Annotated in this window: 21 protein-coding genes; 13 read left to right on the top strand and 8 right to left on the bottom strand. The window is 55.0% G+C overall.

The window, feature by feature from the left end:
* The first annotated feature begins 26 nt into the window (after positions 1-26).
* Positions 27-1940 carry a 5-dehydro-2-deoxygluconokinase gene (iolC, locus tag FD737_RS14335; protein ID WP_034819708.1) on the top strand — a complete coding sequence of 638 codons (1914 nt, stop codon included), beginning with the start codon at positions 27-29 and terminating at the stop codon, positions 1938-1940.
* Positions 1941-2148: 208 nt separating this feature from the next.
* Positions 2149-2994 (top strand): MurR/RpiR family transcriptional regulator, encoded by an 846-nt coding sequence (locus tag FD737_RS14330; RefSeq protein WP_034819711.1) that lies wholly within the window; start codon positions 2149-2151, stop codon positions 2992-2994.
* 159 nt (positions 2995-3153) lie between these two features.
* On the opposite strand, the gene iolB is transcribed toward FD737_RS14330, so the two are convergent.
* Positions 3154-3972 (bottom strand): 5-deoxy-glucuronate isomerase, encoded by an 819-nt coding sequence (iolB, locus tag FD737_RS14325; protein WP_097119387.1) that lies wholly within the window; start codon positions 3970-3972, stop codon positions 3154-3156.
* 25 nt (positions 3973-3997) lie between these two features.
* Positions 3998-5503 (bottom strand): CoA-acylating methylmalonate-semialdehyde dehydrogenase, encoded by a 1506-nt coding sequence (locus FD737_RS14320; RefSeq protein WP_038644250.1) that lies wholly within the window; start codon positions 5501-5503, stop codon positions 3998-4000.
* Positions 5504-5916: 413 nt separating this feature from the next.
* Here FD737_RS14320 and FD737_RS14315 point away from each other — a divergent pair, with 413 nt between their 5' ends.
* Positions 5917-6732 (top strand): TIM barrel protein, encoded by an 816-nt coding sequence (locus FD737_RS14315; protein WP_160833801.1) that lies wholly within the window; start codon positions 5917-5919, stop codon positions 6730-6732.
* 312 nt (positions 6733-7044) lie between these two features.
* Here FD737_RS14315 and FD737_RS14310 read toward each other — a convergent pair whose 3' ends face one another.
* Positions 7045-8268, bottom strand: coding sequence for an MFS transporter (locus FD737_RS14310; protein WP_160833800.1), 1224 nt, complete (start codon positions 8266-8268; stop codon positions 7045-7047).
* 228 nt (positions 8269-8496) lie between these two features.
* On the opposite strand from FD737_RS14310, the gene FD737_RS14305 reads away from it, so the two are divergent.
* The 4 genes from FD737_RS14305 to FD737_RS14290 all read left to right on the top strand — a co-directional run bounded on the left by FD737_RS14305 (position 8497) and on the right by FD737_RS14290 (position 12946).
* Entirely contained in the window at positions 8497-9207 is a 711-nt protein-coding gene (locus FD737_RS14305; RefSeq protein WP_045814084.1) for an ABC transporter ATP-binding protein, read from the top strand.
* The gene (locus FD737_RS14300; protein ID WP_202404554.1) at positions 9185-10156 is read left to right on the top strand and encodes an ABC transporter substrate-binding protein; all 972 of its coding nucleotides are present in this window, start codon (positions 9185-9187) and stop codon (positions 10154-10156) included. The genes FD737_RS14305 and FD737_RS14300 overlap by 23 nt, the downstream gene beginning before the upstream one ends.
* Positions 10157-11809 carry an iron ABC transporter permease gene (locus tag FD737_RS14295; protein WP_202404553.1) on the top strand — a complete coding sequence of 551 codons (1653 nt, stop codon included), beginning with the start codon at positions 10157-10159 and terminating at the stop codon, positions 11807-11809.
* Positions 11810-11899: 90 nt separating this feature from the next.
* The gene (locus tag FD737_RS14290) at positions 11900-12946 is read left to right on the top strand and encodes an AI-2E family transporter (RefSeq protein WP_097119391.1); all 1047 of its coding nucleotides are present in this window, start codon (positions 11900-11902) and stop codon (positions 12944-12946) included.
* A gap of 114 nt (positions 12947-13060) precedes the next feature.
* On the opposite strand, the gene FD737_RS14285 is transcribed toward FD737_RS14290, so the two are convergent.
* Complete coding sequence (locus FD737_RS14285) at positions 13061-14008, bottom strand: ABC transporter substrate-binding protein (protein WP_097119392.1); 948 nt, start codon at positions 14006-14008, stop codon at positions 13061-13063.
* A 9-nt stretch (positions 14009-14017) separates the two neighbouring features.
* Positions 14018-14782 (bottom strand): class II aldolase/adducin family protein, encoded by a 765-nt coding sequence (locus tag FD737_RS14280; RefSeq protein WP_097119393.1) that lies wholly within the window; start codon positions 14780-14782, stop codon positions 14018-14020.
* A gap of 238 nt (positions 14783-15020) precedes the next feature.
* On the opposite strand from FD737_RS14280, the gene FD737_RS14275 reads away from it, so the two are divergent.
* On the top strand, positions 15021-16625 hold the full coding sequence (locus FD737_RS14275) for an EAL domain-containing protein (protein WP_097119467.1): 1605 nt from the start codon (positions 15021-15023) through the stop codon (positions 16623-16625).
* Positions 16600-17559 (top strand): D-2-hydroxyacid dehydrogenase family protein, encoded by a 960-nt coding sequence (locus FD737_RS14270; RefSeq protein WP_034819735.1) that lies wholly within the window; start codon positions 16600-16602, stop codon positions 17557-17559. The genes FD737_RS14275 and FD737_RS14270 overlap by 26 nt, the downstream gene beginning before the upstream one ends.
* On the opposite strand, the gene FD737_RS14265 is transcribed toward FD737_RS14270, so the two are convergent.
* Positions 17551-18018: a hypothetical protein gene (locus tag FD737_RS14265; RefSeq protein ID WP_160833798.1), complete on the bottom strand. Its 468-nt coding sequence runs from the start codon at positions 18016-18018 to the stop codon at positions 17551-17553. The genes FD737_RS14270 and FD737_RS14265 overlap by 9 nt on opposite strands.
* A gap of 572 nt (positions 18019-18590) precedes the next feature.
* Here FD737_RS14265 and proP point away from each other — a divergent pair.
* The 3 genes from proP (at position 18591) to FD737_RS14250 (ending at position 22280) form a co-directional block, all read left to right on the top strand.
* The gene (gene proP, locus FD737_RS14260) at positions 18591-20096 is read left to right on the top strand and encodes a glycine betaine/L-proline transporter ProP (protein WP_034819744.1); all 1506 of its coding nucleotides are present in this window, start codon (positions 18591-18593) and stop codon (positions 20094-20096) included.
* 117 nt (positions 20097-20213) lie between these two features.
* Positions 20214-21191 carry a porphobilinogen synthase gene (gene hemB, locus FD737_RS14255; protein ID WP_034819746.1) on the top strand — a complete coding sequence of 326 codons (978 nt, stop codon included), beginning with the start codon at positions 20214-20216 and terminating at the stop codon, positions 21189-21191.
* A 114-nt stretch (positions 21192-21305) separates the two neighbouring features.
* A complete protein-coding gene (locus tag FD737_RS14250) occupies positions 21306-22280 on the top strand; it encodes a diguanylate cyclase (RefSeq protein ID WP_034819748.1) in 975 nt (324 codons plus the stop codon).
* A gap of 40 nt (positions 22281-22320) precedes the next feature.
* Here the strand turns inward: FD737_RS14250 and FD737_RS14245 are convergent, their stop codons facing one another.
* On the bottom strand, positions 22321-23346 hold the full coding sequence (locus FD737_RS14245; RefSeq protein WP_160833797.1) for an alpha/beta fold hydrolase: 1026 nt from the start codon (positions 23344-23346) through the stop codon (positions 22321-22323).
* Positions 23347-23668: 322 nt separating this feature from the next.
* Between FD737_RS14245 and FD737_RS14240 the strand changes: the two genes are divergently transcribed.
* The gene (locus FD737_RS14240) at positions 23669-24157 is read left to right on the top strand and encodes a helix-turn-helix domain-containing protein (protein ID WP_097119397.1); all 489 of its coding nucleotides are present in this window, start codon (positions 23669-23671) and stop codon (positions 24155-24157) included.
* Between the two features lie 196 nt (positions 24158-24353).
* Here the strand turns inward: FD737_RS14240 and FD737_RS14235 are convergent, their stop codons facing one another.
* Positions 24354-25355, bottom strand: a complete 1002-nt coding sequence (locus FD737_RS14235; RefSeq protein WP_160833796.1) for a GlxA family transcriptional regulator — start codon at positions 25353-25355, stop codon at positions 24354-24356.
* Position 25356 lies beyond the last annotated feature (1 nt).

Here is a 25356-nt window from a genome sequence, read left to right as displayed (position 1 = left end):
GCTTATCACAGAAGGAAACCACAGGTATGAGTACACAACAGAAGCGGCTTGATGTGATTTGTATCGGACGCATCGCCGTCGACCTCTACGGTCAGCAAATCGGATCACGTCTGGAAGATATGACCAGCTTTAATAAATATCTGGGCGGTTCTTCCGGTAACGTGGCCTATGGAACAGCCATTCAGGGCCTGAAATCAGCCATGCTGGCGCGCGTAGGGGATGAACATAACGGCCGCTTTCTGCGAGAAGAATTGCAGCGCGTGGGTTGTAACACCGATGGGCTGATCACCGATAAAAACCGCCTGACCGGCCTGGTGATCCTCGGTATTAAAGATGAGGATACCTTCCCACTGATCTTCTACCGTGACAACTGTGCCGATATGGGCCTGGTGCCGGATGACATTAAAGAGGAATTCATCACCTCTTCTCGCGCTGTCGCGGTCACCGGTACGCATCTTTCACATCCGCAAACCCGCGCGGCAGTACTGAAAGCGTTGGATATCGCCAAGCGAAATGGTCTGCGCACCGCACTGGATATCGATTATCGTCCGGTGCTGTGGGGGCTGACGTCACTGGGCGATGGCGAAACGCGTTTCGTTGAATCCGGTGAAGTCACGAAACAATTGCAGGAAGTGCTGCACTATTTCGATTTGGTGGTAGGAACGGAAGAAGAGTTCCATATTGCCGGCGGCAGTACGGATACGCTGACAGCACTGAAAAATGTGCGCCAGGCAAGTAAAGCCACGCTGGTCTGTAAACGTGGACCGCTGGGGTGCGTGGTGTTTGAAGGTGATATCCCGGACAGCTGGGAGCAGACAAAATTGCAAACCGGCGTTCGCGTTGAAGTCCTGAACGTGCTGGGTGCAGGCGATGCCTTTATGTCTGGCCTGCTGCGCGGCTGGCTTAATGATGAAAGCTGGGAACAGGCTTGCCGCTACGCCAACGCCTGTGGTGCGCTGGTGGTTTCACGCCATGGTTGCGCGCCAGCGATGCCAACCAAAGAAGAGCTGGACGATTTCCTCGGTCGCGACAAAGACGTAAAACGCCCGGATCTGGATGCGCGTCTCAACCATCTGCACCGCGTCACCACGCGTAAACAACAGTGGCCAGAACTCAACGTGTTCGCGTTCGACCATCGCAAGCAGCTGGCCGATATGGCCCGTGAAGCAGGCGTCAGTGAAGATAAGATCCCACAGTTGAAACTGCTGCTGTTGCAGGCGGCGCAGGAAGCGGCCAACGAAGCAGGCTTAAATGAGAAGAGTGGGATTCTGGCGGATACCACCTACGGCCAGAAAGCACTGAACGCGATTACCGGTAAAAACTGGTGGATTGGCCGTCCGATCGAACTGCCAAGCTCGCGTCCCCTGCGTCTGGAGCACGGTAACATCGGCTCGCAACTGGTCGACTGGCCAGCAGAGCACGTGGTGAAATGCCTGGTGTTCTACCATCCGCACGACAGCGCCGAGCTGCGTAAAGAGCAGGATGAACTGGTACTTGATGTGTGGAACGGCTGTAACAAGAGCGGGCATGAGCTGCTGCTGGAACTGATTCTGCCGGAGAGCAATCCGGACCGTAATGAATCGTACTATTACGACATGCTGAGCCACTTCTATAGCCTGGGCATTCAGCCGGACTGGTGGAAACTGCCACCGCTGTCGGCAGAGAGCTGGCAGGCTATCAGCGGGTTGATCGAACAGAACGATCCCCACTGCCGCGGCATTCTGCTGCTCGGCCTTGATGCGCCGGAAGAGACGCTGAAAGCCGGTTTCGCCGCTGCAGCGCAGGCACCGTGGGTCAAAGGCTTCGCCGTCGGCCGTACCATCTTCGGTCAACCGTCACGTCAGTGGCTCAACGGCGAGCTGGATGACAAAGCGCTGATTGAAACGGTGAAAGGCAACTATCTGCGACTGATTGGTTACTGGCGCGCCGCGCGTGGCTGATTGGCGTTAAAGCAGTACCAAAGCGGCTCATAAGGGCCGCTTTTTTTATGGGCATCAGCACTGCCGCTAATCACTTCTTTTTGTGAGGCATTTCATAAACCGATGAAATAAGCGTCACGATAGCGTCAAACAAATGAAATTTTACATCCATCTGGTACTATAGCGCTCATTATCCAGCCATATTTTCATTTTTTGACGGGCCGAAGTCATGACCAACAATCCAACCCAATTAACCTTGTTACAGGACGATATCCGTCGTCGCTATGAGACGCTGAGTAAACGCCTGAAGCAGGTGGCTCGTTATATTCTTGATAACAGCAACAGCATTGCATTCGATACCGTGGCTTCCATCGCGCAACAGGCCGATGTGCCGCCCTCCACGCTGATCCGCTTTGCCAACGCCTTTGGTTTCAGCGGTTTCAACGAAATGAAACAGGTTTTCCGTCAGCACCTGATGGAAGAAACCGTGAACTACACCGAGCGTGCTCGCCTGTTCCGCCAGACTGCCACTGATGACAGCGCCAGCTCGCCTGAAAGCCCGGTAGAAATCCTCAACGTCTTTACTATGGTGAACAGCCAGGCATTGCAGCAGTTAGCGATGCAGGTCAATCCGGACCAGCTGAACAAAGCGGTGAAGATGCTGGATGAAGCGGAGAATATCTACATCATTGGCCTGCGTCGTTCATTCAGCGTTGCGTCCTATCTGGTGTATGCGCTGCGCCATCTGGAGCGTCGTGCATTCCTGATCGACGGCCTCGGCGGCATGTTCACCGAGCAGTTGAGCATGGTGAATCCAAAAGACGTGGTAATTGCCATTAGCTACTCGCCGTATGCGCGTGAAGCGGTTGAGCTGGTTGAGTTGGGTGCCAAGCGCGGCGCACATCTGATTGCTATTACCGACAGCCAGGTGAGCCCACTGGCCGCCTTCAGCGATGTGTGCTTTGTGGTGCGCGAAGCGCAGGTGGATGGCTTCCGTTCGCAGGTTGCCTCCCTCTGCCTGGCACAGACGCTGGCGGTTTCATTAGCGCTCAATAATACCGGCACCGGCGAATAACTTCGCCAGATGTTGTACATCAAAAAGGGCAGCCATTTGGCTGCCCTTTTTACATTTGTCATTCATATCTTGCGGTGTGCTGCCAGATGCACATCACTGTGCACCCAACGACAAGCGTATCGCTAGTCGGTAGCGTCGCCATTATGGCGACCTGCGACTTTATTTGCTGCGCGGGTACTTATCGCTGTTCACCCAGGCGTGATCTTTCTCCCAGGTAAACTTCCACAAACGCACCGGACCGGCCATCACGTTCAGATAGTAGTTATCGTAACCCGCGATGGTGGCCACCGGATGGTAGCCACGCGGAACAGTCACCACATCGCGGTTATACGGCGCCATGCACTCGTCGAGTGAACGGTCGTCGGTATACACGCGCTGCATGGCGAAGCCTGGTTCTGGATCGAAACGGTGATAGTAGGTCTCTTCCAGATAGGTTTCGTCCGGACTGGTTTTCTGGTCGTGCTTATGGCTCGGGTACGAACTGGTCGCACCCTCGTCGGTATACACTTCCACCACCAGCAGGCTGTCGGCTTCTTCATTGTCCGGCAGAATGTTGTGCACCAGACGCTGGTTGCGTCCTTTACCACGCTGCTCCACCCCCACATCTTCCGGCGCAATCAGGCGCGCAGGCAAGTTGCCACTGCTGGGTGCATTACACACCGCCAGCTCCAGATCGCTATCGGCGTAGACTTCTACTTCATCATCGTGCGGCACATACACCGAGTACGGTGGAATACGCTCGAACGGTGACAGGCGCTTACCCAGGTTCGGGAACTCCGCGTTGCGGGTTTTTACCGAGGCAAACCCCGCCACCAGCACCAGACACAGTTCTTTATCGCCGCTGCTGAGCTTCAGGCTCTGGCCCTTCTTCAGCAGGTAGGCATCAAAGCCGACGTACTCCCAGCCCGCACTTTCTGGCGTGACGTGCTGGATACGACCATTACTGTCTGGCTGCTGCGCTTTCGAAATCAAAGACATCATCGATCTCCTAAGTTAAGCGAGATTAGCCCAGCGTTGGCATGCTGAACTCTGAAACAGTCTGCTGACCGCTCGGCCAGCGCACGGTGGCGGTTTTCATGCGGGTGTAGAAACGCACACCGTCTGGACCGTGCACGTTCAGCGCACCAAACACCGAACGCTTCCAGCCACCGAAGCTGTGGAACGCCATTGGCACTGGCACCGGCACGTTAACACCCACCATGCCCGCTTCCACGTTCTGCACAAACTCACGCGCGGTGTGGCCGTTGCTGGTGAAGATGGCACTGCCGTTACCGAATTCATGGCTGTTGACCAGCTTCAGTGCACTGTCAAAATCAGTAGAACGCATGATGCTCAATACCGGCCCGAAGATCTCTTCACGCCAGATCACCATGTCCGGGGTAACGTTATCAAACAGGGTGCCGCCCACGTAATAACCCTCTTCATGGCCTGCGACTTTTACACCACGACCATCTACCACCAGTTTTGCGCCCTCGGCTTCACCCTTGTCGATGTAGCCCAGCACTTTCTTCTGATGCGCGGCAGAAACCACCGGGCCCATTTCGTTCTCTTCAGCACCTTTTTGGATACCGGGGCCGATGCGCAGCGCTTTGATCAGCGGCGTCAGACGCGCAATCAGTTTGTCAGCAGTATCATTGCCCACTGCAACAACCACAGGCAGCGCCATGCAACGCTCACCGGCAGAACCAAACGCGCCGCCCATGATGGCATTCACGGTGGCATCCAGATCGGCATCTGGCATCACGATAGCGTGGTTTTTCGCCGCACCAAACGCCTGCACACGTTTGCCGTGGGCGCTGGCGGTTTTGTAGATATGCTCGGCCACGCCGGAAGAACCGACGAAGCTCACTGCCGCAATACGCGGATCTTTGTACAGCTGCTCAGCATCTTCGTTAGAGGAGTGCACCACGTTGAACACGCCATCCGGCAGTCCCGCTTCTTTCAGCAGTTCAGCCATACGCACAGAGGCTGATGGATCCAGCGCCGGTGGCTTCAGGATAAAGGTGTTACCGCACGCCAGGGCGATAGGGAACATCCACAGTGGCACCATCGCCGGGAAGTTGAATGGCGTGATACCCGCCACCACGCCAACCGGCTGCATCAGCGAGTAGCTATCCACGCCGGTGCCGACGCTTGGTGAGTTTTCACCTTTGATCAGATGCGGGATTCCGCAGGCAAACTCGATCACTTCGATACCGCGCGTCAGCTCACCCAACGCATCCGACCACACTTTACCGTGCTCAGACACGATCAGCGCAGCCAGTTCGTCACGGTGTTTTTCCATCAGTGCTTTGAAGTTGAACATCACACGGGCACGACGCAGCGGCGCTGTTTTCGACCATTCAGGGAACGCGGCATGGGCGATTTCGATCGCTTTTTCCACTTCAGCAGCGGTGCTCTGCGTGAGTTCACGCGCGACCTTGCCGGTGGCTGGATCGTATACCGGGATGGTTTCATTGCTGGCGCTGTGGGTAATCTTGCCGCCGATAAAGTTTCCTACGATAGTCATGTCGTTGCCTCTTTGATGTGAAGTTCCCTGCAGGCAGTCGGTTATCACTGCAACGCCACCTGACCAGGCAATACGAAAAGCGTGCTATGAAGCTATTACAATGAAATAAATTTTTCAAATACTTCTTTTTGGAAAATTTCTTTTTAGCGGCATGGATCGCATTTTTCCCGCCTTCCCTGCAGCAAGGCCGCAAACCTCGCTCGATCGGCGCCCTGCCTCTCTTGCCGACACGCAATCATAACCCTCTGTGACCACACAATTTCCACTGAGATCACGCCAGCATGATGTTACGCGAAACGAAATATGAAATTTTTGCGAGGAAGATCCAATATCTGATATTTCATAATTCACTAACAATGAAATAAATGTTTTCTTTGCAGCATCTGAACCGTATCCTATTACAGGAGCCACACATGGCCATCGATCCAACCCGTTTCTGTATCAACCGTAAAATTGCGCCCGCGCTCTCTCTTGAAGCTTTTTTCCAGTTAGTTCAGCGACTGGGTTTGAGTAAAGTGGAACTGCGTAACGATATGCCGGGCAGCAAGGTCACCGATGGTCTGAGCGCATCGCAGCTGCGATCGCTGGCGGATAAGTATCACATCGAGATCGAGACCATTAACGCGCTCTATCCGTTTAACCGCCCTGATGACGCGCTGTTGAGCAAAGCCGAAGCGATGTTGCAAGAAGCGAAAGCCATTGGTGCCAAAGCGCTGGTGATGTGCCCATTGAACGAGGGTATTGCCATCGCACCAGAGAAAACGCTGGAGGCGTTGCAGATCCTGGCACCGCGCTTCGCTGAATACGGTATTCAGGGGCTGGTTGAGCCACTGGGCTTCCCGGTGAGTTCACTGCGCTCTGCGGTGCAGACGCAAAAGCTGATTAAGCAGGCGGGCGTGCCGTTTAAATTGCTGTTGGATACCTTCCATCATCACCTTTACGAGAACGCCGAGCAGGAGTTCCCGCAGGAGATTGAGGTGAACCAGATTGGCTTAGTGCATCTCTCAGGCGTGGAAGATACCCGCCCAACGGCGGCACTGACGGATGAAGAGCGCATTATGCTGAGCGACCGCGATGTGCTGAACAGCGTGGCGCAAGTGAAGCGTCTGGAGATGCTGGGCTATAAGGGCATTTACGCCTTTGAGCCATTCTCCTCGGAGCTGGAGAAGTGGGGCGCGAAAGAGATTGAGCGCGAGATTCGCCAGAGTATTGAGTTGCTGCAAGCCTGATTTATAACGGCGGCCGAGGGTGTGTGCCGCCGTTTCCCCTACCCTTATCTGTGTCCATAACAAGACACACTTTGTTAGTGTTGGCCTCGGTCGGAGGCCCTTTTTTCCATCCTCGTCATATTTTACGTCATAGCTGCGTTGGCCGCGTTTGTGCGCCCCAGTCACTTACGGACGTAAGCTCCTGAGGACTTACAAACTTGCCGCCTTGCTCTGACGTAAACTATTTAGAGGATGCCTGAGCGATTGAAGACCCTGTTTAGATGCGCCTGAGCGATTGGGATGAATGATGTGAGGGTGCTTTATTCATAGAAGTCAGGCATTTTCTTTGATTTCCACAGCCGCTTCTTGTGGCTGCCGCTTCATCATGCGTAGCGTGCAGAACAGCGCCAGACATACCAGCAGCGCGGTGAGCAGATAGACCAGCGACACCCCGGCGTAACTCATGATAAAACCCGCAATCGGTCCGGTGATACCTAGCGACAAATCCATAAACGCCGTGTAGGTCGCCAGCGCGCTGCCCTGATTCTGCTGGGGCACCACTTTCACCGCCACCACACCAATCGCCGGGAACACCAGCGAGAAACCTGCACCGGTCAGAAACGCCCCCATTTTCGCCATCCACGGATCGAACGATCCCGCCACCAGAAACAGTCCGACCGCTTCAACGGCAAAACAAATGCTGGCGACGCGCAAGCCACCGAGCTTATTAATCGCGTTGGGGAACAGCAGACGCGTACCGACAAAGGCGGCGCTGAACATCGTTAAGGCAAAGGCGGCACCATCCCAGCCCTTATCCTGATAGAACAGGGTGATAAAGGTAGCGATCACGCCAAAACCTGCCGATCCCATCGCCAGAATCAGGCCGAAGCCGTAGATTTTGCCCAGCACATCGCGGAACGGCAGCGGTTTGGCTTTGCTGCCTTTCACTGGCGCACGCGGCAGTGCCAGCGCAATCGCCAGCACGCCGATGGCAATGATGATGCCCGAAAGCAGCAGTAAACCGCCGCTGCGGAAAATCACCACACCGAGCGGCGCACCGATCGCCATCGCGCCGTAGGTGACAATACCGTTCCAGGAAATCACCCGGCCAATATGCAGCGACCCAACGCGCGCCACACCCCACAGTGACGTGCCGGTGCCCGAGAAACTTTGCCCCACGCCCAGTATCACGCGCCCCAGACACAGCAAAATCAGGCTGAGCACGCCCTGCCCTTCAGTCAGTGCCGAGAGCAAAATACAGATGCCGCTGATCAAGCAACCCACCAGCCCCAGCACCACCACTTTCTTTGGCCCCCACATGTCTGCATAGCGACCCGCATGCGGACGGCTTAATAGCGTGGCGATGTACTGCAGGCTGATCACGACCCCAGCCCAAAAGGCGCTGTAGCCCAATCCGTCATGGACAAAGCCCGGCAGCACCGCCAACGGCAGGCCAATCGTGAGATAGCTGGCGAAGTTGAACTTCACAATGGAGAGGATCAGAAGATTCAGGCGAAGTCGGCCGTGTTCAGGGGCCGCGGCAGGCTGGTCAGGCATGAGTGATTGCGCTCGTGGGTGACTAAATATTTGTATAGAAGGCTAACTATACGCCTTTTCCTACGTACTGCATCCGGTGATCGCCCTAATTTGTGGTCATCATTTCGTCATATCGCCCACTTACACTCGCGCCCATCAAATCCCAAAGAGGATACACAATCTGATGCTGCTCCTGATTTGCTGTCAGGCGCGCGTGCCACAGTGCCACTCCTTTGCCGGAGGTGGCCAGTGACGCATGCCGTGCCTATCGAACTGAAAAATCTCAGATGGTCAGTGAATAACCTGACGATTCTGCACGATCTCTCCCTGACAATTCCCGCAGGCGAAATCCTTGCGCTACTCGGCCCGAGCGGCTGTGGCAAAAGCACGCTGCTGAAACTACTGGCGGGCCTGCTGCAACCCACGGCAGGCGAGTTGTGGATTGGCGATCGCTGCGCTGCCTCCGCCCGTCATTGCGATGCGCCGGAGATGCGCAACCTCGGCATGGTTTTCCAGGATTACGCTCTGTGGCCGCATATGACCGTGGCACAAAACGTGGCGTTTCCGCTGCGCATGCGCGGTGTGAAAAAAGCGGCTGCACGTGAACAGGCCGATGCGGCGCTGGCGCAGGTCGGCCTGGCTGATTTTGGCGATCGCAAACCGGCGTTGCTCTCTGGCGGACAGCAGCAGCGCGTCGCCCTCGCCCGCGCTTTGGTCGCTAAACCGGCGATTTTGTTGTTCGACGAACCGCTCTCCAATCTTGACCGCGACCTGCGTGAAACCCTGGTGCACACCATGGCGGATTTACTGCGCAGCGCGGGCATTACCGCTGTTTATGTCACGCATGACCGCGAGGAAGCCAACACGCTCGCCGACCGCATTATTCACCTGGCACAGGGCCAGATTGTTTCCGTTACTCACCTCTCAGGGGACCGCAATGCCATCTCTCAAGTCAGTTAAAACAGGAGCCATCAGCGCGATGATTTTGACCTCCGCTATGATGATCAACGATGCCCAGGCACTGACGGTGTACACCGCCGGTCCGGGTTCGCTATCAAAAAGTCTGGCCACCGGATTCGAAAAGCAAACCGGTATTAAAGTGAATATCTTCCAGGCCACCACCGGCAAAGTGATGGCGCGTCTGGAAGCCGAACAGGCTAATCCGCAAGCCGATGTGCTGATCTCTGCCTCATGGGATACCGCTGAAGATCTGCAACATCGTGGCTGGCTGTTGCCGTACGAAAGCGCCAATGCCGCCAAAGTGCCGGATCAGTTCAAAACGGCCAACTACGTGGCACAGGGCATTTCCGCGCTGGGCATCGTGTGGAACACCAAGAGCGGCACGCCAGAGCCAAAAACCTGGCAGGATCTGACTGCATCCGCGTTTAAAGACAAAGTCACCACCCCCGATCCGGCACTCTCTGGTGCTTCACTCGATCTGCTGATTGGCCTGCAAAATAGCGAAGGTGAAAAAGCCTGGCAGCTGTTTGACCAGTTAAAAGCCAACGGCATGGTGATGAGCGGCCCGAATGCCCAGGCGGTGACGCCAGTATTGCAGGGTGCGAAAGCGGCGGTGTTTGGTGCAGTGGATTACGTCACCTATAACAACATTGCGCAGGGTGAAAGCGTCAAAGTGATCTTCCCGGAAAACGGCACCGTGGTGGCCCCGCGTCCGATGATGATTCTGAAAAGCAGCCAACATGCCGATGATGCGAAGAAGTTCTTCGATTATGTGCTGTCGGATGAAGGCCAGGAGCAGGTCGCGAAGGCCTGGCTGATGCCGGCGCGTACCGATATCAAAGCGCAGCGTCCGCTGTTCACCGAGATCAAACTGCTGCCCGCCAATAGCGATGGCAGCAGCGAGCGCTCGGCGGTGCTGAAGCGCTTTGGCGCTCTGTTCGGACAGTAAATGATGTCGCGTGCCCTGAATGGATTGATTCTGCTGGCGCTGATGCTGCTGGTGGCACTGCCGCTGCTGTTTATCGTGCTACAGGCACTGTTTCCACAGCTTGGCGAGGGGAACTGGAGTGGGGCTTTCAGCGCGTTACCGGCGCTGTTTGAAGATCCCCAGCTGGTTCCGATGTGGCTGGGCACGCTGAAAATCGGCGGCGGCGTGGCGCTGTGCAGTTTGCTGCTGGGCTTACCGCTCGGCGCACTGCGCGGCCTGTTCCGTCTGCCGGGGGCGGCAATGTGGGATCTGCTGTTTCTGATCCCCTTCCTCACCCCGCCCTATATCGTGGCGCTGTCATGGACGCTGGCACTGCAACGCAACGGCTATCTGCAACAACTCACTGGCTTCAACCTTGATAGCCTGCTGTTTAGCAGCACCGGCATGACGCTGGTGATGACGCTGAATATCTTCCCGGTGGTCTACTTAGCGGTATCGCGTTCATTGATGGCGAGCGGTCAACGCCTCGCCTGGGTGGCGCGCGTGCACGGCGCATCAGCCTGGCGCGCTTTTGCCCAGATCACATTGCCGCTGACACTGCCAGCGTTAGCCGGTGGCGTGCTGCTGGCATTCACGCTGGCGATTGAAGAGTACGGCGTGCCTGCGGCGCTCGGCACTCAGGCGCATCTGACGTTGATGACGGTCGGTATCGAAACCAAACTGGCGGACTGGCCAATCGATTTACCGGGCGCGGCATCGCTCTCGTTGATGCTGAGCCTGGTGGCGCTCACCGCCTGGTTCCTGCAACGCAAACTGACCGGCAGCAGCGATGTCACGGCCGTTAACGGCAAACCGGTGGTGCAGGAGCTTGCCGAGGGCGGGCGCTGGCTGCCGCTGATGTTGCTGCCGTTTATCCTCACCGTTTTACTCGCCGTGGTACTGCCGTTGGGCGCAATGACGCTGAGTGGATTACTGAATACCCTTTCCGGCGGCCTGCATCTGGATAACCTGACACTGCGCCACTTCGGCGCGCTATTTAGTCAGCAAGGGGATGCGTTAGCGGCCTTCTCCACCAGCATTGGGCTGGCGCTGGGCGCAGCACTGCTTACTGGGCTGCTCGGTTTCCTGATTGCCTGGTGCGTGTCAGAAGGAAAAACGCGCCTGCTGGCGATGATGGATGGCCTGGCGCTGCTGCCTGCCGCCATGCCCGGCGTGGTGGTCGGCGTCGGCTTGATTCTGCTGTGGAACCGCGGCTTCTGGCCGGTTTCCCCTTACAACACAATGTTTATTCTGCTGCTTTCCTACAGCTGCCTGCTGCTGCCGTGGCCGGTACGCTATGTCAGCAGTGCGCTGCGCCAACTGGCCCCCACGCTGGAACCGGCGGCGCGCGTGCACGGCGCGTCACGCTTACAGGCGCTGCGCCTGATCGTCCTGCCGCTGGTCGCACCGAGTCTGCTGGCCGCGATGATGATGGTGTTTGCCGTGGCATCGCGCGAACTGGTGACCTCGCTGCTGCTGGCACCCGCCGGGACGCAAACCGTGGCGATTTTTATCTGGCGTCAGTTCGAGCAAGGTTCCGTGGGGCAAGGGATGGCGATGGCCACCGTGACACTGCTTGCCAGCCTCACCCTGATGCTGGGCACCACAGCGCTAATGCAACGTCAGGGGAAATAAAACACTGACGTTTCGCTTATTCCTAAATAAACAATCACTTACTTTCATTCAACTACACTCTCCTGAGCCATTGATGACTCAGGAGAGTAAATGAACAACCTGCCCCAGGAAAAAATTGGCCAGAACATGCTGGTCAAAATGGCGATGCTGGTGATTATTCTGGCGGGCATCCGTGCTGCGTCAGAAATTCTGGTGCCCTTCCTGCTCGCCAGCTTTCTGGCGATTGTGCTTAATCCACTGGTCACCCTGCTGATGCGTCGAGGCGTGCCACGTGGTCTGGCCATCACTGCGGTGATCAGCGTGATATTTATCGTCATCCTGTTGTTGGTTGGCGTGATGGCCAGTTCGGCCAGTGACTTCAGCGACACCTATCCGCAAATCCGCAGCATGCTGGAACAAAAGCTCGGCGTGGTGCAGCACTTTGCCGCTCGCTTTCATATCAATGTCTCAACGGAAGCCTTAGCTGCCCGGCTCGACCCGAATGTGATGATGGATCTGGCCACCACGCTGCTGAAACAGTTTTCCGGTGCCATGACCAACGTGCTGCTGCTGATCCTCACCGTGGTGTTTATGCTGTTCGAAGTGCGCCATCTGCCCTACAAAATGCGCAACGCGATGATCAATCCGCAAATCCGCATTGCGGGGTTACACCGCGCATTCAAAGGCGTGACCCACTACCTGGCGCTAAAGACCCTGGTCAGCGTCATCACCGGGCTCGCGGTATGGCTGGTGCTGGAATTGATCGGCGTGAAATTCGCGCTGTTCTGGGGCGTGGTGGCGTTTATCCTCAACTTCGTGCCCAATATCGGCCCCATCATCGCCGGCATCCCGCCGTTTATTCAGGCTCTGGTGTTAAATGGCGTCTACGATGCGCTGTTCGTGGTCGCGCTGTTCAGTGCGATTCATATGGTGTTTGGCAATATGCTGGAGCCAAAGCTGATGGGGCGCGGATTGGGGCTCTCGACGCTGGTGGTGTTTCTGTCGCTGATATTCTGGGGCTGGCTGTTGGGGCCGGTGGGCATGCTGCTGTCAGTACCACTGACCAGCGTCACTAAGATATTGATGGAGACCACGCCGGGTGGCAGCCGACTGGCGATTATGTTAGGCAACGGCCGACCGGGATCGCGTCCACGTTAATAGCCAGGGGTTTGCACCGCTACAGCATGTGCACATCAGCGTCGCGGCGAGAGGCTTCGCGCAGGTTGATGTGCACATAAGTGTAACGGCGCGATTATTGCGCAGGATTGGCGATTATTGCGTAAAGACGCTGTTATCCGTAATCGCCTGCACATCGACTTTGTTCGGCAAAATCTTCAGCTCGCTAAACAGATTTGACACCTTCTGCACTTTCGCCACATCTTCTGCCGTTACACCCCGAACGCCGTGTGAAATGCGCGGCGTAATCTTCTGCGCATCTTCCGGCGAGAGACGTGTTAACTGGGCATAGACTGCGTTGTACTGCTGCGGGTGCTCCAGTGCCCATTCGCGGGCTTTGGCTAAACGATGGGTGAAATCGACAATCGCCGCCCGCTTAGCGGGATCGTCCAGCGAACTCTGCGTGGCAGTGACAAACGACAGTGCCGTGGTTAACCCTTTGCCATCGCGCAGCAGGCGTGCACCGTGCTGTTCAGCAATCCCCAGATAGGGATCAAACGTGGCCCAGGCGGCAATCTGCCCGGAATTAAACGCTGCACTGGCATCGGTTGGCAAAACAAACCGCACCGGCACCGTATCGCGTTTGACCTGCGCTTCTTCCAGCGCTTCATACAACAGATGCTGCGAAATGCTGCCGCGCGCCGATGACACCACCACTTCTTTTCCGGCCAGATCTTTTACGCTGTGGATTGGCGAATCCGCCGGAACGATCAATCCGTTCGAACCGGCATCGCCGACGTTGGTGGCGATGATCTTCAACGGTACGCCACCGGACGCCGCCATCAATACCGGCAAATCTCCGGCGTAGGAGGTATCGACCGCCCCCGCACGCTGTGCTTCAAACAGCGGTGCCGCCCCCTGGAAATTCGCCCAGCGATATTGATAGGGCGCATCTTTCATGACATCGGCGGCCTCAATCAGCGAACGCAAATTGCGCGCCTGATCGCCCAGCACCAGAGTGACTTTACTCAAATCAGGCGCCGCCTGACTACTAAACGCCGCGCACAGCAACAGCGTCGAAACTACCGGTTTCAGCCATTTCATAAGGGATTCTCAGAGTGCGTTGCGGTTGAGCTGGCGGATGTAGGCATCCCAGTGCAGCTGATATTTGTGGTTACGGATGCTGTTGTCGAAGGCTTGCGCCGCTTTCTCGGATACCTCATCAGGCAGGATGATCAAATCTGCACCGCCCGACTGAGCCGCTAGCTGCGCCTGGCAAGCACGCTCCAGGTAGTAAAGGTTATAGAACGCTTCTTCAATACTGCCGCCGCAGGTCAGCAGGCCGTGATTGCGCAGGATTAGCGCATTAAGATCGCCGAGATCGGCCACAATGCGTTGCTGCTCATCAAGATCCAGCGCAATGCCTTCGTAATCGTGATAGCCAAGGCGATGGTGGAAGCGCGTGCTGTGCTGCGAAATCATCAGCAACCCGTTGCGCTGCGCAGAGACACCAATGCCCGCCGCCGTATGCGTATGCAGCACGGCATGCGCATCCGGACGTGCACGGTGAATTGCGCTGTGAATCACAAATCCCGCGTGGTTAATCCCCAGCCCCGTCGGGTCATCAATGATGTTTCCGTCGATATCAATTTTCACCAGCGTCTCCGCCGAGATTTCATCGAAGGTTTGACCGAAAGCGTTAATCAGAAAATGGGGCTGATCGCCCGGCACACGCAGAGAAAAGTGGGTGTAGATATGGTCGGTCCAGCGCAGCCTGGCCGCCAGGTGATAGGCCTGCGCCAGCTTCACACGCGCCTGCCATTCGCCTTCGCTGATGCGTTGGCGCAGGGAAGCCACATCCAGGGTTTCAGTGCTCATTTTCGCTCCTCATTTCAGGTCAATATGCTTTCCCATCATCGTGGCACAGCGCTTTTCCCGCTGGGAAATGCCAATAACGGCAAAACATTGTCAATTAACGCAAAGCGACGCCGATATTTGACCTGAGTCAGCCCAGAGCAAAATCAAAACGCTAATATGCACGGCCCCTGGAAGTGTTATGCTGCTGACGCCGCAGCTTAGCCCTCATCTGCTGCTTAAAATGACCGAGGAAAGTCAGGTGCCACCGCAAAGAAAAAATCGCGATTTTGGCTGGCTGTTAATTGTCTGTGCCGGGTTATTACCACTGGTACTGGGCATCCTTTGTACGGCCATTGAAGCGCGGCACACGGTGAGCCAGCAGCAGATCTCCACCGCTGACTCCTTACTCACTCAAGCCGAAAAAATGAGTGATAACGCCTGGGATATGATCACCCAGCTGCGTCAGTACCATTATCAGCCTTGTGCGAAGATCGAGGATCAACTGCAGCGCGCTGGCACCCTCAACGCCTATTTCCGTTCCGTCGGTCTGCTGAGTGGCGAGAACATCAGCTGCTCATCAGCGTTTGGTTTGGTGCATGGCACCCTGACCCAGATGATGATGCAACCACCGCCGATCACGGGTAAAGCCTGGTGGAGCCTCTCCATTCGTGGCACTTACGGCGTGCCCAATCGGCCCGCCGTGGTGTTTGTGCGTCAACTGCCAGATAGCACCGGCTTCTGGGCGGTGATTGATGGTCAGTATCTGATGGACTTTATGCACGCGATTGGCGAATCGCGTGGCTATCAGATGAGCATGCGCTTTAGCGGCGGTGCACCCATTACCAGCGGCCCGGCCGATATCGAACCCGAACTGTATCTGAAAAGTGAGCCTTATCAGGCCGAATCCGGCCGCTACCCCATTAGCGTGAATGTCACCGTGCCTGCCTCCGAGTTGCTGAAAGCCTGGCGTCAGGCGCTGTTTATCTTCCTGCCGATGGCGGCGATTTTTTCTATCCTGCTGATGGTATTGACCGCCAACTGGCTGCGCCGCCGCATTTCGTGGGCCGATGAAATCCGCCGCGCGATGCGAAGCCGTCAATTCTCGGTCCATTACCAGCCGGTTTACAGCACGGAAATCGAGCGCTGCAAAGGCGCGGAAGCCCTGTTGCGCTGGCAATTGCCGAATGGTGAGATGATCCGTCCGGATATCTTTATCAGCCACGCCGAATCTGAAGGGATCATTGTGCAGCTGACCCAGCATTTGCTGGATCTGATGGCGGAAGATATTCAGGGCTGGCAGGTTGAGCCCGGTTTCCATATTGGCCTGAACGTGGCGGCAGAACACTTGCAACATGCCGATTTCGTGCAGGACATTCAGCGCTTTGCCCGCCGCATTAAAGACAAGCAGATGGTGGTGACGCTGGAGCTCACTGAGCGCAGCCTGATTGATGACGGCGAACTGGTGGCGCGTAAACTCCGCTACCTGCAGTCACACGGCATGAAAGTGGCGATTGATGACTTTGGTACCGGCCACTGCTCACTCTCTTATCTGCTGACCTTCCCGCTGGATTACCTGAAAATCGATCGCGGCTTTATTAACGCCATTGAAGGTCTGGAGGTAGAAACGCCGGTGCTGGATGCCATCATAAATCTGTGCCACAAACTCAAGCTGGATGTGCTCGGTGAAGGTGTGGAGACCTCGTTGCAGTTCGACTACCTGAAGCAACGTGGCGTTGTCTACATTCAGGGCTACTATTATGCCCGTCCGATGGATAATGACCGGTTTCGCGCCTGGCTCAATGAGCAAGGGCGTCAGCCACTTCTCGTTGAGGAATCCCATGAGCCTGAATTGCGTCATTCTTGATGATTACCAAAACGTTGCCCTGTCGCTGGCCGATTGGGCATCGCTGCAACCAACCGTACACACCACCGCACTAACCCAGCATTTTGACAATGAAGATGAGCGGGTGCGCCATATCGAACACGCCGATATCCTCGTTGTTATGCGCGAGCGCACACCACTCACGGCCGAACTGATTGGTCGCTTGCCTAACCTGAAACTGGTGGTCACCTCCGGCATGCGTAATGCCTCGATTGATCTGCACGCCTGTGCCGAGCGCTATATCGCCGTGTGCGGCACCGCCAGCAGCAGCGCTGCACCGATGGAGCTCACCTGGGGTTTGCTGATTGGGCTGGCACGCCACATCAGGTTAGAAAATCAGGCAATGCGCAATAACGGGCCGTGGCAGCAAACGCTGGGGCTCGGTTTGCAGGGCAAAACGTTGGGCTTAGTGGGGCTGGGTAAAATCGGTGGCGAGATGGCCAAAGTGGCGCAGGCCTTTGGGATGCGCGTTTGCGCATGGAGTCAAAATCTCACCGACTCACGCGCGACCGAATGTGGCGCAGAACGGATGCCTTCGCTGCACGCCTTGATGCAAGCGAGCGATTTTGTCTCGGTGCACCTGGTGCTCAGCGAGCGCTCGCGACACGTGATTGACCACGCTGCACTGGCGCAGATGAAGCCCGGCGCGCTGTTGATCAACACCTCACGCGCCGCACTTGTCGACCAGCAAGCGATGATTGCCGCGCTGCAATCCGGTCAATTGGCTGGGGCCGGAATCGATGTGTTCGAACAGGAACCGCTACCTGCTGACCACCCGTTGCGCCATCTGCCCAATGTGCTGGCCACGCCGCACCTTGGCTATGTCGCCGACAGCAATTACCGCACCTACTTCACGCAGGCAGTGGAAGATATTCAGGGATGGATAAGCGGCGCACCACTGCGATCGCTACTCTGAGCGACGGCGTTTTCCGGCGATACGCAGCGCCACTTCCAGTGTGTCATCCGCCAGCGTGACTGGCGGGCGCTGGCCATTCAGGCGCTGGTTAATACGTTCTAAGGTCGGCGTCAGCTGTCCCACCAACTGCTGATACTCATCAAGCTGGGTAATGGGTTGATTACGCGCGATACTGGTTTGCGTCAGGCGTTGCAGCTGCCGCAAACTCTCGGCCGCCTGGCTGGTGAGCAATCCCGCCTGCCGCCAGGTTTTCAGGCGTTTCAGCAGTTCATCAGGTTGTTGGGCCAGTAATGCCAATTGGGCATCGGCACGTTCACCGCAGTCAATCCAGCCAATCGGTGCCACAGGATCGGTAAACGTTCGCCGTGCATCAGGCGCATAATTGATAAGATTCTTTTCTTCACTGTCAATTTGCGACAGCCAGGGATTCTCAAACAATCGGGCGTTTTTTCTCGACATGAACACTCCACCTGAGCCAGGCGGCAGAGTATTACCGAATGATGACAGGCTGGCAAGCAAAGCTTACCGCTTCGCTTAATGATAAGAATTTCTTATTCATTTGCGCAACAATCAGGTATAGCAATCAAGCCGCCACTTGTCAGAACAATGGATTAATCAATCAGCGATGCGCAGTTGATATCGCTGATAATCATCAAAATTTTCCCCGCGTTTTTTCAAAAAAAAATAAATGACACCCTTTGCCACCCTTTTGAAGCATTCCTGGCTGAAACGCACGCATTACGCGGCCTGACGCGCGATAACCAGGATTTTATAAGCTGCGTTTTCCTTGTCATTCAGCCAGAGTTTTAGCCAAAAAATAGCCAGTTGCTGGCTGAAACATGACAAATATCACACAAAATCGGTATACTCTGTCGCGGGACGTAATCATTTCGCCCCTAATTATTACCGTTGCTACGCCGGATAAAGTCCTCTTTCACGGCTATGCTTAAATCTTCTCAACGCCGTGGACTGGCCACAAAATGTAGTCTGCAGCGTTGAGGATTTTTCGAATTCCAATACAGGGTTACAACATGAAACTACGTAGGAAGCGTGTAAAACCTATCGGGCTGGATGACGTCACGATTATCGATGACGCCCGTTTACGTAAAGCCATTACCGCTGCGTCTCTGGGCAACGCGATGGAGTGGTTTGATTTCGGTGTTTATGGCTTTGTGGCGTATGCGCTGGGTAAGGTGTTCTTCCCGGATGCATCGCCTAGTGTGCAGATGATTGCTGCACTGGGTACCTTCTCGGTTCCCTTCCTGATTCGCCCACTGGGTGGACTATTCTTCGGTATGCTCGGCGACAAATACGGTCGTCAGAAAATCCTCTCAATCACCATTGTCATCATGTCGATCAGTACCTTCTGTATCGGCCTGATCCCCTCTTATGCCACCATCGGCATCTGGGCACCAATTCTGCTGCTGCTGGCGAAAATGGCGCAGGGCTTCTCGGTGGGCGGTGAATATACCGGTGCCTCGATCTTTGTCGCGGAATATTCGCCTGACCGTAAGCGTGGCTTTATGGGCAGCTGGCTCGACTTCGGCTCCATAGCCGGCTTCGTGCTGGGTGCGGGCGTCGTGGTGCTGATTTCCACCGTCATCGGTGAAGCGAAATTCCTTGAGTGGGGCTGGCGTCTGCCGTTCTTCCTCGCGCTACCGTTAGGGATCATCGGTCTGTATCTGCGTCACGCACTGGAAGAGACACCGGCGTTCCAGCAGCACGTTGATAAGCTAGAACAAGGCGATCGTGAAGGTCTGCGTGACGGCCCGAAAGTATCCTTCAAAGAGATTGCCACCAAGCACTGGAAAAGTCTGCTGGCCTGTATCGGTCTGGTGATTGCCACCAACGTGACCTACTACATGTTGCTGACCTACATGCCGAGCTACCTGTCGCATAACCTGCACTACTCGGAAGATCACGGCGTGCTGATCATTATCGCCATCATGATGGGTATGCTGTTTGTGCAGCCGGTGATGGGCATGCTGAGTGACCGCTTTGGCCGTCGCCCGTTTATCATCATCGGCAGTATCGCGCTGTTCGCCTTCTCGATTCCGGCCTTTATGTTGATTAACAGCGGCGTGCTGGGGCTGATTTTTGCGGGTCTGCTGCTGCTGGCGGTGATCCTTAACGCCTTTACCGGCGTGATGGCTTCGTCGCTGCCGGCGATGTTCCCAACGCACATTCGTTACAGTGCGCTGGCCAGTGCCTTCAATATCTCGGTACTGATTGCCGGTTTAACCCCGACCTTCGCCGCGTGGTTGGTTGAAACAACCAACAATCTGTATATGCCGGCTTATTATCTGATGGTGGTCGCGGTGATTGGTTTGATCACGGGTATCTATATGAAAGAGACCGCCAACAAGCCGCTGCGCGGTGCCACACCGGCGGCGTCGGATATTGAAGAAGCGCGTGAAATCCTGCAGGAGCATCACGACAACATTGAGCAGAAAATCGAAGATATTGATGAAGAGATCGCTAAGCTCGAGGCGAAACGTAAAAACCTGGTGCAGCAGCACCCGGACATCAACGAGTAATCTTCCCCACTCCCGCCGCCCGGCGGGAGTTTTCGTTTCCGCACACAATCCTTCATCCCCGCTGGCGAAAAGGGGTAAACTGTTGTCACTTTTTTCACCAGCAAAAGTTGTACGAACATGTCTGAATTCAATCTTCTCCAACGTCCAAGAAGACTGCGCAAAAGCGCATCAATGCGTGAAATGTTCCAGGAATCCCACCTTCGTCTGAGCGATCTGGCCCTGCCAATCTTCGTTGAAGAAGGCGTGGACGATTACGTGCCGATTAACGCCATGCCGGGTGTGATGCGTATTCCTGAGAAACGTCTCGCCTATGAGATTGAGCGTATCGCCAAAGCCGGTATTCGCTCTGTGATGACCTTCGGTATCTCGCATCACACGGACGCAACCGGCAGCGATGCATGGAATGAGAATGGCCTGGTGGCGCGTATGTCGCGTATCTGCAAAGACACCGTGCCAGAAATGATCGTGATGTCCGATACCTGCTTCTGTGAATACACCAGCCACGGCCACTGTGGCGTGCTGTGCGATCACGGCGTGGATAACGACCAGACATTGATTAACCTCGGCAAACAAGCCGTGGTCGCCGCGCAAGCCGGTGCGGATTTTATCGCCCCTTCAGCGGCAATGGATGGCCAGGTGAAAGCCATTCGTCAGGCGCTGGATGCCGCAGGCTTCACCGATACGGCCATCATGTCTTACTCCACCAAGTTCGCTTCTTCATTCTACGGTCCGTTCCGGGAAGCAGCAGGAACGGCATTAAAAGGCGATCGTAAAACTTATCAGATGAATCCGATGAACCGCCGTGAAGCGATTCGCGAGTCCCTGATTGATGAAGCCGAAGGGGCTGATTCACTGATGGTAAAACCGGCGGGTGCTTACCTCGATATTCTGCGTGATATCCGCGAACGCACTACTCTGCCGCTGGCTGCGTACCAGGTGAGTGGTGAATACGCGATGATCAAATTCGCCGCGCAGGCGGGTGCCATCGACGAACGTAATGTGGTTCTGGAAAGCCTTGGTGCGATTAAACGTGCCGGTGCTGACCTGATTTTCAGCTATTTTGCCCTTGATCTTGCCGAGCAAAAAGTGCTCTGAAAATCGTTACGCTTAGCAATGGATATCGCAACCGTTGCTAAGCGCTTTATGCCGTTATGGCAGCAAAGCACCAGTCAAGTTGTACCCGAATAATTTAAAAGAAAGAGTAACGCGATGAAAGCACCTGCACTGCCTGCGGACGAGTCACGTCGTCTGGCCCAGTTACGTGCGCTCAACATTCTGCACACGCCTGCAGAAGAGCGTTTTGATCGTTTAACCCGCCTTGCTCGTCGTTTGTTCGGCGTGCCGGTTGCGCTGGTTAGCCTGCTGGAGGAGGACCACCAGTGGTTCAAATCTATCGCTGGCCAAAGCGCGGCGACCGCACCCCGTAATACGTCGTTCTGTGGCCACGCGGTCCTGCAAGACGATGTGATGGTGGTCGAAAACGCCCTTGAAGATGAGCGTTTCCACGATAATCCGTTAGTGAAAACCTCAGAGAATCCCGTGCGCTTTTACGCGGGTTGTCCGCTGCGTACGCCAGCGGGTGCCAAAGTGGGCACGCTCTGTATCGTCGACCACCATGCGCGCGAATTTAATGCGGATGACATGAATACGCTGCGCGATTTGGCCGCGATGGCCGAAGCAGAGTTGGTGGCGTTCCAGACAGCGACCTCGGATGAACTGACACAAATCACCAACCGTCGCGGATTTATGACGCTGGGACAGCTCGCGCTGAATGAGTGCGAAGTCAGGCAACTCCCGGCCAGTTTGACCTTCCTCGACCTCGACCGTTTCAAAGCTATCAATGATACGCTCGGCCACCGCGAGGGGGATCGTGCATTGATGGATTTTGCGGATGCGATGAAAGTGAGTTTCCGCCACGCTGATATCTTTGCCCGCCTGGGCGGTGATGAGTTTGTGGTGCTGTTTAACGGCTTACAGCAGGCCGATGCCGAGGGCGTTTTGGCGCGCTTTGATCGTTTCCTGCAAAAGCAAACTCAGGATCTCGACCGCCGCTACGCACTGCACTTCTCATCAGGCATTGTGGAGTTTGATCCCGACCATCCGCTGTCGCTGGAACAGCTGCTGGAAGGCAGCGATGCGCGTATGTACGAAGCCAAAAACGGCAAAAAAAAGCAGGCACAGTAATGCCAGGGCGTGCATAAGCACGCCCATTTGCCACCGCATCTTACAATGGACGCGCCAGATCGCTAATCAGCGTCTGATTAAACTTCTGCGGCTCTTCCATCTGCGGCGCATGTCCCATACCTGGGAACTCAATTAAATGTGCCTCCGGAATCATCTTTGTCACCTGTTTGCCCAACACATTGTAATGACCTAACTGCGCTTTGATCGCAGCGGGAGCAATATCGCTGCCAATCGCGGTGGTATCGGCGGTTCCGATCATTAGCGTTGTCGGCACTTTCAGGTCTTTGAATTCGTAATAGACCGGCTGGGTGAAAATCATGTCGTAAATGAGCGCAGAGTTCCACGCCACCTTCATGTGGCCTGGCCCGCTGTTGAGACCTGCCAGCATATCCACCCACTTGTCGTACTCCGGCTTCCACTGACCGCTGTAGTAAGTCGTCTGCTCATACTTTTTAATACCCGCCGCACTGAGCTTCAGTTCGCGCTGATACCACTGATCCACCGAGCGCCACGGTGCGCCTTTGGCTTTCCAATCCTCCAGTCCAATCGGGTTCACCAGCACCAGCTTCTGTGTCTGCTGTGGATACATCAGCGCATAGCGCGTCGCCAGCATGCCACCGGTTGAATGCCCGATAATCACCGCCTTAGCAACGCCAAGATGCGCTAACAGTTGATGGGTATTCAGCGCCAGTTGCTGGAAGCTGTATTGGTAATTGGCGGGTTTCGTCGAGCTGCAAAAGCCAATCTGGTCCGGCGCAATCACCCGATATCCCTGCTGGCTAAGCGCTTTGATGGTGTCTTCCCAGGTTGCACCACAAAAATTCTTACCGTGCAGTAATACCACCGTTTGACCATTAGCCTGCTGCGCGGGTTTGACATCCATGTACCCCATGCTCAGCGGTTGCTGCTGTGAGGAGAAATTAAAGTGTTCAAGTGGATAGGGATACTGAAAACCTTCCAACTGCTCGCCATACACATTGGCCGCTAACGCGGAGGTGGTGGGTAGCGCAGCCATCGCCGTCAAAATCACGGCAAGTGACTGTTTTAGCGGGAAACGAAAAGCCATGCGCACTGCTCCTGAGCTATGAAAAAACCATCAGTCTGGCACGTTAATCGCCAGTGCGTATTGATGAGGTGTGCCAGCGCCACGTTTTCTCATACTGTTAAGCTCGGCAAAGTGATGGAAAATTTGAGTTAAAAATAACGGGCGTGATTACGCTAAATATTCAACATCGATTCAACAAAAGCGGCCTTAATTTCACTAAAAGCAAGACCAGCCTTGATGACAAATAATAAAACAGCCAATTCCTTATAAAACTTTACGTTAATCGGATGTATGGAAAGATTAATTATTTTACACTATGTCCAGTTAATGGAGGATCAAAAAGATGCCGCAAAAATACAACGAAGGGGTTATTGATTCGGTGACCAAATGGATTATGGACAATCTGGATCAGCGCTTAAGCATTGATGATATCGCAGTGAAATCGGGTTATTCTAAATGGTATTTGCAGAAATTATTTGCCCGCTATCATAATGAAACGCTGGCACGGTATATCCGTAAAAAGAAACTGGCATGCTGTGTCAGCGAGCTGAAATACAGCAACGCACCGATCATCAGTCTGGCCGTAAAATACCATTTTGAAAGCCAGCAATCGTTCACTCGCTCCTTTAAGCAAGTGATGGGTTGCACCCCACTCTACTGCCGTAAGCGTCAGCTGGGGAGCGAAGCCGAGCAGCAATCGAAAGAAAGCACTGATCCATGCGTGATTTGCCGTAAGCATGGATTTAACAGCAGTGAGAAAATGAAAGAAGTGAGAACGCCAGCGCTGCGCTCAGGTCAATTTCCCTCACGTATTGATTGTGTGATGCGTTAATAATTCGCGTCACTATTTTTCTTTGCAGGATTTGCATAACAACGGATAGTTCGCCATCCGTTGTTAAGAATAGCCCTCATTGGCCACGCTGAAATATTCTTCTCATCAGATAGCCTGACAAAATGATCCGGGAATAATTTTATCCGCCCTATTTTCAATGCATTCTTATCAATAGGTTGATTTACAAACCATTAATTCACACCCGACCACGAAATGTTTTCCGGTATTGTAACGGAGACGTATTCAAATTCTTTTTAAAATGTCGCCTTAACATTAATGGCGAAGAGAATCCGGCTTTTTCTGCGATCAGCTCAATCGGCTGGTCGGTTTTTTCCAAAAATCGCTGCGCCAATGCCAGACGCTGATTCACTAACCAATCACTGAAACAGCTGCCGGTGGTTTGGTTAAAACGGCGCGTAAAACTGCGACGACTCATCAACGCTCTCTCCGCCAACTGATCCAGCGTGAGGGCCTGCTGCAAATTTTCGGTGGCCCAACTGAGCGCCGACATAAATCGATCGTTGCCCGCCGAGTGATAGACCGGCTGCTCAATATATTGTGCCTGGCCGCCCTGCCGATGCGGCGGTACCACCAGCATGCGCGCCACACTGTTGGCCACATCCACTCCACACTGTTCACGCACCAGATGCAGGCAGCAATCGATACTCGCTGCAGTGCCCGCCGAGGTCACAATCTGCCCTTCGTCGATATACAACACGTCACGGTCAATCGTCACATCGGGGTAAAGCCGTTCAAAATCACTCATCCAACGCCAGTGTGTCGTGGCGCGCTGCTGATGCAGCAAGCCAGCGGCTCCAAGCACAAAGGCGCCAAGACACAAGCCAACAATCTGAGCCCCACGCTGGGCAGCCTGCTGTAACGCCTGCAACAACGCGGGCGGTGGCGCAACGGCAGGATCGCTCCAGCTGGGCACCACCACCATATCCGCTTCGGCCAGCATAGCCAGTTCATGCTCCGCGACAATCGAAAAACCGCTGTTGGTGCGAAGCGGACCGGCGTGGGTGGCACAGATCATTAATTGGTAGCAAGCTCGGCCATCTTCGCGTTCCGCCTTCTCAAACACCGCACAGGGAACGGAAAGATGAAACGGGATGATGTCGTCAAACACCACAATACCGACCTTAATGGGCGCATCCAGTTGCGCCATTTTTGGCGCAAAGTGAACGTTATTTGTCATG

The sequence above is a fragment of the Pantoea sp. Seng genome (assembly GCF_009829935.1).
Taxonomy (GTDB): Bacteria; Pseudomonadota; Gammaproteobacteria; order Enterobacterales; family Enterobacteriaceae; genus Pantoea; species Pantoea communis.
Note: the sequence above shows the minus strand (reverse complement) of the source record. Positions and strands in the feature narration are given on the sequence as shown.

Coding starts and splice junctions, on each gene's coding strand:
- proP (WP_034819744.1), top strand. CDS start 18,591: ATGAAACTACGTAGGAAGCGTGTAAAACCTATCGGGCTGGATGACGTC.
- FD737_RS14280 (WP_097119393.1), bottom strand. CDS start 14,782: ATGAGCACTGAAACCCTGGATGTGGCTTCCCTGCGCCAACGCATCAGC.
- FD737_RS14315 (WP_160833801.1), top strand. CDS start 5,917: ATGGCCATCGATCCAACCCGTTTCTGTATCAACCGTAAAATTGCGCCC.
- iolC (WP_034819708.1), top strand. CDS start 27: ATGAGTACACAACAGAAGCGGCTTGATGTGATTTGTATCGGACGCATC.
- FD737_RS14285 (WP_097119392.1), bottom strand. CDS start 14,008: ATGAAATGGCTGAAACCGGTAGTTTCGACGCTGTTGCTGTGCGCGGCG.
- FD737_RS14270 (WP_034819735.1), top strand. CDS start 16,600: ATGAGCCTGAATTGCGTCATTCTTGATGATTACCAAAACGTTGCCCTG.
- hemB (WP_034819746.1), top strand. CDS start 20,214: ATGTCTGAATTCAATCTTCTCCAACGTCCAAGAAGACTGCGCAAAAGC.
- FD737_RS14310 (WP_160833800.1), bottom strand. CDS start 8,268: ATGCCTGACCAGCCTGCCGCGGCCCCTGAACACGGCCGACTTCGCCTG.
- FD737_RS14235 (WP_160833796.1), bottom strand. CDS start 25,355: ATGACAAATAACGTTCACTTTGCGCCAAAAATGGCGCAACTGGATGCG.
- FD737_RS14250 (WP_034819748.1), top strand. CDS start 21,306: ATGAAAGCACCTGCACTGCCTGCGGACGAGTCACGTCGTCTGGCCCAG.
- FD737_RS14330 (WP_034819711.1), top strand. CDS start 2,149: ATGACCAACAATCCAACCCAATTAACCTTGTTACAGGACGATATCCGT.
- FD737_RS14320 (WP_038644250.1), bottom strand. CDS start 5,503: ATGACTATCGTAGGAAACTTTATCGGCGGCAAGATTACCCACAGCGCC.
- FD737_RS14245 (WP_160833797.1), bottom strand. CDS start 23,346: ATGGCTTTTCGTTTCCCGCTAAAACAGTCACTTGCCGTGATTTTGACG.
- FD737_RS14265 (WP_160833798.1), bottom strand. CDS start 18,018: ATGTCGAGAAAAAACGCCCGATTGTTTGAGAATCCCTGGCTGTCGCAA.
- FD737_RS14290 (WP_097119391.1), top strand. CDS start 11,900: ATGAACAACCTGCCCCAGGAAAAAATTGGCCAGAACATGCTGGTCAAA.
- FD737_RS14240 (WP_097119397.1), top strand. CDS start 23,669: ATGCCGCAAAAATACAACGAAGGGGTTATTGATTCGGTGACCAAATGG.
- FD737_RS14295 (WP_202404553.1), top strand. CDS start 10,157: ATGATGTCGCGTGCCCTGAATGGATTGATTCTGCTGGCGCTGATGCTG.
- FD737_RS14300 (WP_202404554.1), top strand. CDS start 9,185: ATGCCATCTCTCAAGTCAGTTAAAACAGGAGCCATCAGCGCGATGATT.
- iolB (WP_097119387.1), bottom strand. CDS start 3,972: ATGTCTTTGATTTCGAAAGCGCAGCAGCCAGACAGTAATGGTCGTATC.